The following is a 12,776-nucleotide window of genomic DNA, read 5'->3' as shown; positions in this document are numbered from 1 at the left end:
GGTGTTTACACAGCTCGACTTGTGAACACGGTCAGTGTGGGAGGGGGCTTGTCCCGATGAAGTCACCACGGTATTTCAGGTGACACTCAGCAGCCGTAGCGCTTGCTGGCCTCAATCGCCAAACCGCTGCCAATGCTGCCAAAGATATTGCCTTCCACATGCCGGGCATTCGGCAGCATGGCCGAGATGCTGTGGCGCAGCGCTGGAATACCGCTGGAACCACCGGTAAAGAACACCGTGTCCACCTGGGCCACCGCCACCGAAGCATCGGTGAGCAACTGCGTCACGCTGTTGCGCACGCGCTCCAGCAAGCCGTCGATGGCCGATTCGAACAAGGTACGGCTCAGGTTCACGCTCAGCCCGGGCTCGACTCGGTCCAGCAGCACATGGCGGTTGTCGTCGTGGGTCAGTTGGATCTTGGTCTCTTCCACTTCCATGGCCAGCCAGTGGCCGGCGCGCTGTTCGATCAGCTTGAACAGGCGGTCGATGCCGCCGGTGTCCTCGATGTCGTAGCGCATGCTGCCCAGGGCCAGCTGGGATTTCTGTGAGTACACCGAGTTGATGGTGTGCCAGGTCGCGAGGTTCATGTGGTGGCTGGTGGGCATGTACGCACCGCTTTTCATGCGGCTGCCGTAGCCGAACAGCGGCATCATGCCGGCCAGGGACAGTTGCTTGTCGAAGTCGGTACCGCCGATGTGCACGCCGCCGGTGGCGAGGATGTCGTCCTGGCGGTTGTCGTTGTGGCGGCGGTCCGGAGACAGGCGCACCAGCGAGAAGTCTGACGTACCGCCGCCGATGTCGACGATCAGTACCAGCTCTTCTTTCTCGATGGTGGACTCGTAGTCGAAGGCGGCGGCAATCGGTTCGTACTGGAACGAGATGTCCTTGAAACCGATCTTGCGCGCCACGTCGACCAGGGTGTTTTCGGCTTCCTGGTCGGCCATCGGGTCGTCATCAACGAAGAATACCGGGCGGCCCAGCACCACTTCTTCGAACTCGCGGCCGGCGGTGGCTTCGGCGCGGCTCTTGAGTTGGCCGATAAACAGCGCCAGCAGGTCGGTGAACGGCATCGCCGTGCCCAATACGCTGGTGTCGTGCTTGATCAACTTGGAACCCAGCAGGCTCTTGAGCGAGCGCATCAGCCGGCCTTCGTAGTTTTCCAGGTATTCGTGCAGGGCCAGGCGACCGTAGACCGGGCGGCGCTCCTCGAAGTTGAAGAACACCACCGACGGCAGGGTGATCTTGTCGTCCTCCAGCGCGATAAGCGTTTCCATGCCGGGGCGTATCCAGCCGACGGTGGAGTTGGACGTGCCGAAGTCGATACCGCAGGCACGGGCTGGGGATGGGTTTTTCATGTCTATCGGGTTCCGGTTGAAAAACGGCCGCGCAGTGTATGCCAGTCGAGGGCGGATGCGTAGGCCGACCATCCGTTAAATCGTGCTTGAAAGTTCAGCATTTGCCCCCACATCTGGTGCATACGGCTAGCGCCGATAACACTTTGACGCACCCCCGGCCACGACACTCTACAGGTGCAAGGTAACGCACGTTGTGCCCCGGTCTGTGCGATCTCGATAAAGGATGGTGAACCGCCGATGGATTTCAAAGACTACTACAAGATTCTGGGTGTCGAGCCGACCGCCGATGACAAGGAAATCAAGGCTGCCTATCGCAAGCTCGCGCGCAAATATCACCCGGATGTCAGCAAGGAAAAAGACGCCGAAGCCAAGTTCAAGGACGCGTCCGAAGCCTATGAAGCGCTTAAAAGCGCCGACAAGCGCGCCGAATACGACGAACTGCGCAAATACGGCCAGCATGGCCAGCCATTCCAGGGCCCGCCAGGCTGGCAGAGCCGTGGCGGTTTTGGCGGTGGCCAGGGCACCGAAGACTTCTCCGACTTCTTCAGCTCGATCTTTGGCGGTCGCGGCGATGCGTTCGGTGGCGGCCAGCGTCGTCCAACCGGGCGTAAAGGCCAGGACGTCGAGATGCAGTTGTCAGTGTTCCTCGAAGAGACGCTGTCCACCGAGTCCAAGCAGGTCACCTTTCAGGTGCCGCAATACGACGCCTCGGGCCGGCATGTCAGCAACACCACCAAGAGCCTGAACGTGAAGATCCCCGCCGGTGTGGCCGACGGTGAGCGTATCCGCCTCAAAGGCCAGGGCGCACCGGGCGTTGGCGGTGGGGCCAACGGCGATCTTTACCTGATCATCAAGTTTGCGCCGCACCCCAAGTTCGAAGTGGACGGCGAAAACCTGATCATCAACCTGCCGCTGGCACCATGGGAATTGGCGCTGGGCGCGGAAGTGGCAGTGCCGACCCTGACCGGCAAGATCAACCTCAAGGTGCCTGCCGGCAGCCAGAACGGCCAGCGCATGCGTGCCAAGGGCCACGGCTTGCTGAACAAGGCCGGGCAGCGTGGCTTCTTGTACGTGCAGCTCAAGGCGGTGATGCCACCGGCAGGCGATGACGACGTGAAGGCGTTGTGGCAGGAGCTGGCAAAAAAAGCCGCGTTCAATCCGCGCGAGCAGTTCTAAGGGGATTTGTGGTGAGGGCACAAGCTCCCTCACCACAGGTTTCAAGTCAGAACAGGAAATACCGCTGCGCCATCGGCAACACATCCGCCGGCTCACACCACAGCAGCACGCCATCGGCCTTGACTTGGTAGGTCTGTGGATCCACCTCGATGTCCGGCAGGTAATCGTTGTGGATCAGGTCGGTTTTCTGCACGTCGCGACAGCCCTTCACCACCCCAATCTGCTTCTTCAAACCCAGCGCTTGCGGCAAGCCCGCGTCCAGCGCTGCCTGGCTGATAAACGTCAGGCTGGTGGCATGTAATGAGCTGCCAAAACTGGCGAACATCGGGCGGTAATGCACCGGCTGCGGGGTGGGGATCGACGCATTGGCATCGCCCATCAGGCTGGACGCAATCGCGCCGCCCTTGAGGATCAGAGTCGGCTTGATGCCGAAAAACGCCGGACGCCACAGCACCAGATCAGCCCACTTGCCCACTTCGATGGATCCGACGATATGGCTGATGCCATGGGTGATCGCCGGGTTGATGGTGTACTTGGCGATGTAGCGCTTGGCGCGGAAGTTGTCGTTGCCGGGGCCGTCACCGGGCAGGGCGCCGCGCTGTTTCTTCATCTTGTCGGCGGTCTGCCAGGTGCGTGTGATCACTTCGCCGACGCGGCCCATGGCCTGGCTGTCGGAGCTGATCATCGAGAACGCACCGAGGTCGTGCAGGATGTCTTCGGCGGCGATGGTCTCGCGGCGGATGCGGCTTTCGGCGAAGGCCACGTCTTCGGCAATGCTCGGGTCCAGGTGATGGCAGACCATCAACATGTCCAGGTGTTCGTCGATGGTGTTGCGCGTGAACGGCCGCGTCGGGTTGGTGGAGCTGGGCAGCACGTTGGGAAAGCCGCAGGCCTTGATGATGTCCGGCGCGTGGCCGCCACCGGCACCTTCGGTGTGGTAGGTGTGGATGGTGCGGCCCTTGAGCGCGGCCAGGGTGGTTTCGACAAAGCCGGATTCGTTGAGGGTGTCGCTGTGGATCGCCACCTGCACGTCGTACTGGTCGGCGACGCTCAGGCAGTTGTCGATGCTGGCGGGCGTGGTGCCCCAGTCCTCGTGCAGCTTCAAGCCGATGGCGCCGGCCTTGACCTGCTCGATCAACGGCTCGGGCAAGCTGGCGTTGCCCTTGCCGGTAAAACCGATGTTCATCGGGAACGAGTCGCTGGCTTGCAGCATGCGCGCCAGGTGCCAAGGCCCCGAGGTGCAGGTGGTGGCGTTGGTGCCGGTGGCAGGCCCCGTGCCGCCGCCGATCATGGTGGTGACGCCGCTGGTCAGCGCCTCTTCGATCTGCTGCGGGCAGATGAAGTGCACGTGGGAGTCGATGCCGCCAGCGGTGAGGATCATGCCTTCACCGGCGATCACTTCGGTGCTGGCGCCGATGGCCATGGTCACGCCGGGCTGGATGTCCGGGTTGCCGGCCTTGCCGATCGCGTGAATGCGGCCGTTCTTCAAACCGACGTCGGCCTTGACGATGCCCCAGTGATCGATGATCAGCGCGTTGGTGATCAGGGTGTCGACGACTTCATGGGCGAGCAATTGGCTCTGGCCCTGGCCGTCGCGGATGACTTTGCCGCCGCCGAATTTCACTTCTTCGCCGTAGACGGTGAAGTCTTTTTCGACTTCGACGAACAGCTCGGTGTCGGCCAGGCGGACCTTGTCACCGACGGTGGGGCCGTACATGTCGGCGTAGGCTTGGCGGCTGATTTTCATGTGTGTGCCCTGAAATATTTGTGTTGAATGTGAAATCGCTATCGGGAGCAAGCCCCCTCCCACCTTTGGAATGCGTTCCCCTGTGGGAGGGGACTGCCCCCGATGAGGCCCTAAAGGTCGCCCATGATCCGTCCGGCAAACCCAAACACCCGCCGCCCGCCGCTCAAATCAACCAGCTCGACCTCACGGCTCTGCCCCGGCTCGAACCGCACCGCCGTGCCTGCCGGAATATTCAGGCGCATGCCACGGCTCAAGGCACGGTCAAACGTCAGTGCGTCATTGGTCTCGAAAAAATGGTAGTGCGAACCCACCTGGATCGGCCGGTCGCCGCTGTTGGCCACGCTGAGGGTGACGGTGCGTCGGCCGACGTTGAGTTCGATCTCGCCAGGCTGGATCTGATATTCGCCAGGAATCATGCAGGTTGCCCCAGGGTCTTGAAGTAGATGGCGGTCGGGCTGTAGCGCCCGTCCGGGCTTTGGCAGTAGTCGGGCAGTTCACCGATCTTGGTGTAGCGCAGCGACTGGTAGAACGCTTCGGCAGGCGAGCCGGCTTCGGTGTCCAGGTACAGCAGGCCGCGCTTGTGCTGGCGTGCGGCGAGTTCCAGGGCGTTCATCAATTGCTGGCCAAGGCCATGGCGCCGAGCCTCGCTGTGCACCAGCAGCTTTTGCACTTCGGCGCGGTTCAGGCCGTTGGCTTTCTGGCACAGCGCCAACTGCACACTGGCGATCACCTGTTCATCGCGCACCACCACCCACAGCAACAGGCTGGCGTCTTCAATGCTCGCCTGGACGCCGTCAAGATAGGCGCGGGCCTGAGTCGCATCAAAGTCGGACATAAAGCCAACCGACGCACCGTGCCTGACCGCATCCAGCAACAGCTCGATCAGGCCCCGACGGTAGTGGGCAAAACTTTCAGCATTGACTCGACGCAGTTGCGCGGTGTTCATCGAACTCACTCCTTGGGCGGTTGCGCGCCCGGATTCAATGTCAGTTGCATAAAGGTCAGGTCCAGCCAGCGGCCGAACTTGATGCCCACTTGGGGCATTTGCCCGGTGGTGACGAAACCCAGGCGTTCATGCAGGCGGATCGAGGCCAGGTTGCCGCTTTCGATGGCCGCCACCATTACGTGTTTGCCGCCACTGCGGGCGCGCTCGATCAGGGTTTGCATCAGGCGTGGGCCGAGGCCCTTGCCGCGCTGGTCGTTGCGTACGTACACCGAGTGTTCGACGCTGTAGCGAAAGCCTTCGAACGGGCGCCAATCGCCGAATGAGGCGTAGCCGGTGACTTCGTCGTTCTCCACCGCCACCAGGATCGGATACCCCTGGACCTGGCGCGCGCTGAACCAGGCCTGGCGGTTGCCCAGGTCGACCGGTTGTTCGTTCCAGATCGCCGTGGTGTTGAGTACCGCGTCGTTGTAGATGTCGCGGATCGCCGGCAGGTCTTGCTCGGTTGCATCACGAATCATGGCCAGCCCTCACGCAATCGGCTGGTGAACGGTCACCAGTTTGGTGCCGTCGGGGAAGGTGGCTTCCACCTGGATATCCGGGATCATTTCCGGGATGCCTTCCATCACCTGTTCACGGCTGAGCAAGGTGGTGCCGTAGTGCATCAGGTCGGCCACGGTGCGGCCATCGCGCGCGCCTTCCATCAGCGCGGCGGAGATGTAGGCGATGGTCTCCGGGTAGTTGAGCTTCACACCGCGCGCCAGGCGCCGTTCGGCCACCAAACCGGCGGTGAAGATCAGCAGTTTGTCTTTTTCCCGTGGGGTCAGGTCCATGGTTCAAGGTCCTTCAAGCATCATTCATAAAAACACCGCAGATCCCCTGTGGGAGGGGGCTTGCTCCCGATAGGGCAGTGTCAGGCAATACATCTGTCACTGATCCACCGCTATCGGGAGCAAGCCCCCTCCCACCTGTTGATCTTCATGTGCTCCAGATTCGTGGTGCGACCGCCTCTCGCCCAAACATGGCGGGGCGTAACAATTTCCATAAATCAATCAACCATCCCCGCGCCAGCAGCGCTTCGCTGGCCAGACAGCGGGCGACCAGCAAGCCGGGCAGTTGGGTCAGGTCGCCGCGCACGGCGTGGGGCAGGGCGCGGCAGTGTTCGAGTAATTCGGGCTCGATATCGCCGGTCACCAGCAGGGTGGCGAATACCGGTTGGCCGTCCAGGCCGATGGGCGAGTCGAGCAGACCGTCGGCGCCCACAATGCGCTGGCGCTCGTGCCAGAGCAACTGGCCGTCGCGGCGGATATCCAGGTGCGATTGAAAGTGGCCCAGGTCGAATCGCTCGCCACTGGCCGGGCGCCCCAGGGCGATCACGTCCCAGTAGAACAACCGGGCATCGCCGTGCAGGTCGATGCGCGTGCTGAGTTCGGCCTGGGCGGCGCTGAACACGATGGTTTCCTGGGGCAGCCATTCCAGGGTCGCGCCGGCCTCCACGGTTAAATCCAGCGTCTGAAACGCCGGGCCGCTGGCGCGATACCACTTGGCGGCACCGGGGCTGGTCAACTGGGCCCAGGCGCCCTCGGCGACATGGGCGCGGATGTCCAGGCGATCACCGCCGGCAATCCCGCCAGGTGGGTGCACGATGATGTGCTGGCACACCTCGGGGCCTTCGGCGTACAGGTGCTTTTGCACCCGCAGCGGGCCGAGGTGGCGGCGCATCACCGGGCGCGTGGTGTCGCCGAAACGCGCGTAGCCGAGTTCCAGCTCGGCGTGCCAGCTGGGGGTGAACAGGGCAGGGGAAACGGGCAGGTTCATGGTTTCTTGTGCTTATCGTTAGGACGCTACAGGTTAGATGGTAACCAAACCGCGCACACCCTCGCTTTGCATATTTTCACCACGGCCCTGCTGGACGATTTCCCCGCGCGACATCACCAGGTACTGGTCAGCCAGTTCGGCGGCAAAGTCGTAGAACTGCTCCACCAACAGGATTGCCATGTCGCCGCGCGCCGCGAGTTTCTTGATCACTGCGCCGATCTCCTTGATCACCGACGGCTGGATGCCTTCGGTGGGTTCATCGAGGATCAACAGGCGCGGGCGGCTGGCCAGGGCGCGGCCGATGGCCAACTGTTGTTGCTGGCCGCCGGACAAATCGCCGCCGCGCCGGTGCTTCATTTGCAGCAAAACCGGGAACAGTTCATAGATAAACGCCGGCACTTCCTTGGCTTCGGAACCGGGAAAACGCGACAGGCCCATCAGCAGGTTTTCTTCCACCGTCAGCCGCCCGAAAATCTCCCGACCCTGGGGCACGTAGGCGATGCCGGCGTGCACCCGCTGGTGTGGCTTGAAGCCGGTGATGGGCTTGCCTTCCCAGTTCACCACGCCTTCTTTGGCCGGCAGCAGGCCCATCAGGCATTTGAGCAGGGTGGTCTTGCCCACGCCGTTACGCCCGAGCAGACAGGTGACTTCGCCGATCTTCACGTCAAAGGACAGCCCGCGCAGGATGTGGCTACCGCCGTAGTACTGGTGCAGCTTGTCGACTTGCAGCATGTTCAGTTCTCCTTAGCGACCGAGGTACACCTCGATCACCCGCTCATTTTCCTGCACCTGTTCCAGCGACCCTTCGGCCAGCACGCTGCCTTGATGCAACACGGTCACGTGGTCGGCAATCGAGCCGACAAAACCCATGTCGTGTTCCACCACCATCAGCGAATGCTTGCCCGCCAGGCGCTTGAACAGTTCGGCGGTGAATTCGGTTTCGGCGTCGGTCATGCCCGCCACCGGTTCGTCCAGCAGCAACAGTTGCGGGTCTTGCATCAGCAGCATGCCGATTTCCAGGAACTGCTTTTGCCCGTGGGAGAGCAGCCCAGCGGGCCGATGCACCGAAGCGGTGAGGCGGATGGTATCGAGCACTTCATTGATACGATCCTTTTGCTCCCCGCTCAGGCGTGCACGCAGGCTGGCCCACACCGACTTGTCGGTCTTCTGCGCCAACTCCAGGTTTTCGAACACGCTCAGGGCTTCGAACACCGTGGGTTTCTGGAACTTGCGGCCGATGCCGGCCTGGGCGATCTGCACTTCGCTCATGCTGGTCAAATCGAGGGTTTCGCCAAACCAGGCCTTGCCGTGGCTGGGCCGGGTCTTGCCGGTGATCACGTCCATCAGGGTGGTTTTGCCCGCGCCGTTGGGGCCGATGATGCAACGCAATTCGCCGACGCCGATGTACAGGTTCAAGTCGTTGAGCGCCTTGAAACCGTCGAAGCTGACGCTGATGTCTTCGAGGGTCAGGATGGTGCCGTGGCGGGTGTTCAGGCCGGTGCCTGCGGCCTGGCCGATGCCGATCGCATCGCGGCCGCTGCCCGCATCGAAAATAGGTTCGAGCATGACGTTCCTCATTTCTTCAACAGCCCGATAACGCCCTTGGGCAGGTATAGGGTGACGATGATGAACAGTGCCCCAAGGAAGAACAGCCAGTACTCCGGGAAGGCCACGGTGAACCAGCTCTTCATGCCATTGACCACGCCGGCGCCGAGCAACGGCCCGATCAGCGTGCCACGCCCGCCCAGGGCTACCCACACGGCGGCTTCGATGGAGTTGGTCGGCGACATTTCACTCGGGTTGATGATGCCCACTTGCGGCACGTACAACGCTCCTGCCAAGCCACACAACACCGCGCTCAACACCCACACGAACAGCTTGAAGCCGCGTGGGTCGTAGCCGCAGAACATCAGGCGGTTCTCGGCATCGCGCAGGGCGGTCAGCACCCGGCCGAACTTGCTCTGGGCCAGGCGCCAGCCGATGTAAAGACTCGCCACCAGCAACACCACCGTGGCCACGAACAGCACGGCCCGTGTGCCTGGTTCGGTAATGCCGAAACCGAGGATGCTGCGGAAGTTGGTGAAGCCGTTATTGCCGCCGAACCCGGTCTCGTTGCGAAAGAACAACAGCATCCCGGCAAAGGTCAGCGCCTGGGTCATGATCGAGAAATACACGCCCTTGATCCGCGAGCGGAACGCAAAAAAGCCGAACACCAGCGCCAGCACGCCCGGCGCCAATACCACCAGGCACAGGGCCCAGAGGAAGTGCTCGGTGCCGACCCAATACCAGGGCAATTCGGTCCACGACAAAAAGGTCATGAACGCCGGCAGCTCGTCGCCGGACGCCTGGCGCATCAGGTACATGCCCATCGCATAACCGCCGAGGGCAAAGAACAGGCCGTGGCCCAGGGACAACATCCCGGCATAACCCCACACCAGGTCCAAGGCCAGGGCGACGATGGCGTAGCAGAGGATCTTGCCCACCAGTGTCAGGGTGTAGGCCGATACATGCAGCGGGTTTTCCGGTGACAGCAGCGAACACAACGGCAGGGCCAGCAGCAGGAGCAGCACCACCGCGCCGACTGCAATCGTCACCTTGGGGCCGGCCTTTTGTGCGGCCGTAAGCATCAGTGGCTGGTTCATCAGTCGATCACCCGTCCTTTCAGTGCGAAGAGTCCCTGCGGGCGTTTCTGGATAAACAGAATGATCAGCGCGAGGATCAGGATCTTGCCGAGCACGGCACCGATCTGTGGTTCCAGGATCTTGTTGGCGATACCCAAGCCAAACGCCGCCATGACGCTACCGGCCAACTGGCCGACACCGCCGAGCACCACCACCAGGAACGAGTCGATGATGTAGCTCTGGCCCAGGTCCGGACCGACGTTGCCGATCTGGCTCAGCGCCACCCCGCCAAGCCCGGCGATGCCGGAGCCCAGGCCAAAGGCGAGCATGTCCACACGCCCGGTGGGCACGCCGCAGCAGGCGGCCATGTTGCGGTTCTGGGTGACGGCGCGCACGTTGAGGCCCAGGCGGGTCTTGTTCAGCAGCAGCCACGTCAGCACCACCACAAACAGTGCGAAGGCGATGATCACGATGCGGTTGTACGGCAGCACCAGGTTGGGCAGCACTTGAATGCCACCCGACAGCCACTGCGGGTTGGCCACCTCGACGTTCTGCGCACCAAACACCAGGCGCACCAGTTGGATCAGCATCAGGCTGATGCCCCAGGTGGCGAGCAGGGTTTCCAATGGCCGTCCGTACAGGTGACGAATCACCGTGCGTTCCAGGGCCATGCCGATGGCGGCGGTGACGAAGAACGCCACCGGCAGCGCGATCAGCGGGTAGAACTCGATGGCCGCCGGCACGTAGCGCTGCATCAGTAGTTGCACCACATAGGTGGAGTAGGCGCCGAGCATCAGCATCTCGCCGTGGGCCATGTTGATCACACCGAGCAGGCCGAAGGTGATCGCCAGGCCCAGGGCCGCCAGCAGCAGGATCGAGCCCAGGGACATGCCGCTGAAGGCCTGGCCGAGGATCTCGCCCAGCATCAGTTTGCGTTTGACCTGGGCCAGGCTGGTCTCGGCGGCGGTGTGCACGGCGGCGTCGGTTTCCACACCGGGCGCCAGCAGCGCTTCGAGGCGGGTGCGGGCCAGCGGGTCGCCGGTACTGCCAAGCAGGCGCACGGCAGCCAGGCGCACGGCCGGGTCGGTGTCTACCAGTTGCAGATTGGCCAGCGCCAGGCTGAGGGCGGTGTGCACGTCCTCGTTGGTCTCGGCGGCGACCTGCTGGTCGAGGAATTTGAGTTGCGCAGGTTGCGCGCTTTTTTGCAGGGTGCGTGCCGCAGCCAGGCGCACCTTGGGGTCGGCGGCGAGCAGTTGCTGGCTGGCTTGCACGTTATCGATCAGGCCGCGCAGGCGGTTGTTCAGGCGCACGGTCTTGGTCTCGCTGTTGAGCGTGAGCTGACCTTGTTGCAGGGCGTCCACCAACTCGATGCGCGCCGGGTCGGGCTGGGCGGCCCAGTCCTGGAGCAGCTTGGCTTGTTGCGTCGGGTTGGCGGCCAGGAAGTCTTCGGCGTCGCCGGCATGGGCCGCCAAAGGCAGCAATAGCAGGGCCGTGAGGATGAAACGGTGCAGGGCAGTGGGCATACAAATTGTCCTGATCGTACGCGGTCAATTGTGGGAGGGGGCTTGCCCCCGATTGCGGTGCATCAGTCAGCACATGCAGTGCCTGACACTCAGCTATCGGGGGCAAGTCGAATCGTCGCACCGCCCCTCCCACATTTTTGATCTGTCGTGAGACTTAGTTGCTCTTCACCGCATAGTCCGGCTTCTTGTCATTGCCCGGAATGTACGGGCTCCACGGCTGCGCCCGGATCGGCTCCTGGGTCTGCCACACCACCGAGAACTGCCCATCGGATTGGATCTCGCCGATCATCACCGGCTTGTGCAGGTGGTGGTTGGTCTTGTCCATGGTCAGGGTGAAGCCCGACGGCGCGGCGAAGGTCTGGCCGGCCAGCGCTTCACGCACTTTATCGACGTCGGTGGACTTGGCTTTCTCCGCCGCCTGCGCCCACATGTGGATGCCCACGTAGGTGGCTTCCATCGGGTCGTTGGTCACGGCTTTGTCCGCGCCCGGCAGGTTGTGTTTCTTGGCATAGGCTTTCCAGTCGGCGACGAACTTGGTGTTCACGGGGTTCTCCACCGACTGGAAGTAGTTCCAGGCCGCCAGGTTGCCCACCAGTGGCTTGGTGTCGATGCCGCGCAGTTCTTCTTCGCCCACGGAGAAGGCCACGACCGGTACGTCGGTGGCCTTCAAGCCCTGGTTGGCCAGCTCCTTGTAGAACGGCACGTTGGAGTCGCCGTTCACGGTGGAAATCACCGCTGTCTTGCCGCCCGCGGAGAACTTCTTGATGTTGGCAACGATGGTCTGGTAATCGGCGTGGCCGAATGGGGTGTAGACCTCTTCGATATCTTTATCCGCTACGCCTTTGGAGTGCAGGAACGAGCGCAGGATCTTGTTGGTGGTGCGCGGGTACACGTAGTCGGTGCCGAGCAGGAAGAAACGCTTGGCGCTGCCGCCTTCTTCGCTCATGAGGTATTCCACCGCCGGGATCGCCTGCTGGTTCGGCGCCGCACCGGTGTAGAACACGTTCGGCGACATCTCTTCACCCTCGTATTGCACCGGGTAGAACAGCAGGCCGTTGAGTTCTTCGAACACCGGCAATACCGATTTGCGCGACACCGAGGTCCAGCAGCCAAACACCACGGCGACCTTGTCCTGGGTCAGCAACTGCCGGCCCTTTTCCGCGAACAGCGGCCAGTTCGATGCGGGGTCGACGACCACCGGTTCAAGCATCTTGCCGTTCACCCCACCCTTGGCATTGATTTCGTCGATGGTCATCAGCGCCATGTCCTTGAGGGACGTTTCGGAGATGGCCATGGTCCCGGACAGCGAGTGCAGGATGCCGACCTTGATGGTCTCTGCGGCCTGCACGGTCCAGGTCAGGCCCATGGCGACAATGGAGGCTGACAGGGTGAAAGCCTTGATCAAGCTGCGACGCTTCATGGTGCGATCTCCAGAACTCAACATTTTTATGGGCGTAGGTACGGCGGTTACTGGAGTGTTTGCAAAGGCTGTGCCTAGTGCCTGCACCACGCTGTTGCGCGGGCAATCGACTGGACAGGCAAGTCGCGCTGCACCAAGTGAGGGCCTGGTTTGTGTGTTGGTGCGCGGCGCGC

13 protein-coding genes are annotated in these 12,776 nt (G+C 62.5%); 1 reads left to right on the top strand and 12 read right to left on the bottom strand.

The window, feature by feature from the left end; translation table 11 throughout:
- Nucleotides 1–86: 86 nt before the first annotated feature.
- On the bottom strand, nt 87–1,355 hold the full coding sequence (locus tag J1G35_RS25235; protein ID WP_223016322.1) for an Hsp70 family protein: 1,269 nt from the start codon (nt 1,353–1,355) through the stop codon (nt 87–89).
- A gap of 237 nt (nt 1,356–1,592) precedes the next feature.
- On the opposite strand from J1G35_RS25235, the gene J1G35_RS25230 reads away from it, so the two are divergent.
- Nucleotides 1,593–2,531, top strand: a complete 939-nt coding sequence (locus J1G35_RS25230) for a DnaJ C-terminal domain-containing protein (protein WP_223016321.1) — start codon at nt 1,593–1,595, stop codon at nt 2,529–2,531.
- A gap of 46 nt (nt 2,532–2,577) precedes the next feature.
- On the opposite strand, the gene ureC is transcribed toward J1G35_RS25230, so the two are convergent.
- The 11 genes from ureC to urtA form a co-directional block, all read right to left on the bottom strand.
- Nucleotides 2,578–4,278, bottom strand: coding sequence for an urease subunit alpha (gene ureC / locus J1G35_RS25225; RefSeq protein ID WP_053134545.1), 1,701 nt, complete (start codon nt 4,276–4,278; stop codon nt 2,578–2,580).
- 110 nt (nt 4,279–4,388) lie between these two features.
- On the bottom strand, nt 4,389–4,694 hold the full coding sequence (locus J1G35_RS25220; protein ID WP_065947146.1) for an urease subunit beta: 306 nt from the start codon (nt 4,692–4,694) through the stop codon (nt 4,389–4,391).
- On the bottom strand, nt 4,691–5,224 hold the full coding sequence (locus tag J1G35_RS25215; protein WP_053134547.1) for a GNAT family N-acetyltransferase: 534 nt from the start codon (nt 5,222–5,224) through the stop codon (nt 4,691–4,693). Before J1G35_RS25215 ends, J1G35_RS25220 begins: the two co-directional genes overlap by 4 nt.
- Nucleotides 5,225–5,229: 5 nt before the next feature.
- Entirely contained in the window at nt 5,230–5,742 is a 513-nt protein-coding gene (locus J1G35_RS25210) for a GNAT family N-acetyltransferase (RefSeq protein ID WP_053134550.1), read from the bottom strand.
- A 9-nt stretch (nt 5,743–5,751) separates the two neighbouring features.
- Nucleotides 5,752–6,054, bottom strand: a complete 303-nt coding sequence (gene ureA, locus J1G35_RS25205) for an urease subunit gamma (RefSeq protein WP_003171437.1) — start codon at nt 6,052–6,054, stop codon at nt 5,752–5,754.
- 145 nt (nt 6,055–6,199) lie between these two features.
- Nucleotides 6,200–7,039 carry an urease accessory protein UreD gene (locus J1G35_RS25200; protein ID WP_053134553.1) on the bottom strand — a complete coding sequence of 280 codons (840 nt, stop codon included), beginning with the start codon at nt 7,037–7,039 and terminating at the stop codon, nt 6,200–6,202.
- Between the two features lie 33 nt (nt 7,040–7,072).
- Nucleotides 7,073–7,771 carry an urea ABC transporter ATP-binding subunit UrtE gene (urtE, locus tag J1G35_RS25195; protein WP_053134556.1) on the bottom strand — a complete coding sequence of 233 codons (699 nt, stop codon included), beginning with the start codon at nt 7,769–7,771 and terminating at the stop codon, nt 7,073–7,075.
- Between the two features lie 12 nt (nt 7,772–7,783).
- Complete coding sequence (urtD, locus tag J1G35_RS25190; protein ID WP_223016320.1) at nt 7,784–8,617, bottom strand: urea ABC transporter ATP-binding protein UrtD; 834 nt, start codon at nt 8,615–8,617, stop codon at nt 7,784–7,786.
- Complete coding sequence (gene urtC, locus J1G35_RS25185; protein ID WP_053134562.1) at nt 8,614–9,681, bottom strand: urea ABC transporter permease subunit UrtC; 1,068 nt, start codon at nt 9,679–9,681, stop codon at nt 8,614–8,616. Before urtC ends, urtD begins: the two co-directional genes overlap by 4 nt.
- Nucleotides 9,681–11,183, bottom strand: a complete 1,503-nt coding sequence (gene urtB / locus J1G35_RS25180) for an urea ABC transporter permease subunit UrtB (protein ID WP_223016319.1) — start codon at nt 11,181–11,183, stop codon at nt 9,681–9,683. Before urtB ends, urtC begins: the two co-directional genes overlap by 1 nt.
- A gap of 154 nt (nt 11,184–11,337) precedes the next feature.
- Nucleotides 11,338–12,603: an urea ABC transporter substrate-binding protein gene (gene urtA, locus J1G35_RS25175; RefSeq protein WP_053134568.1), complete on the bottom strand. Its 1,266-nt coding sequence runs from the start codon at nt 12,601–12,603 to the stop codon at nt 11,338–11,340.
- Between the last annotated feature and the right edge of the window lie 173 nt (nt 12,604–12,776).

This window comes from Pseudomonas sp. SH10-3B (genome assembly GCF_019891415.1).
Classification (GTDB): domain Bacteria; phylum Pseudomonadota; class Gammaproteobacteria; order Pseudomonadales; family Pseudomonadaceae; genus Aquipseudomonas.
Note: the sequence above shows the minus strand (reverse complement) of the source record. Positions and strands in the feature narration are given on the sequence as shown.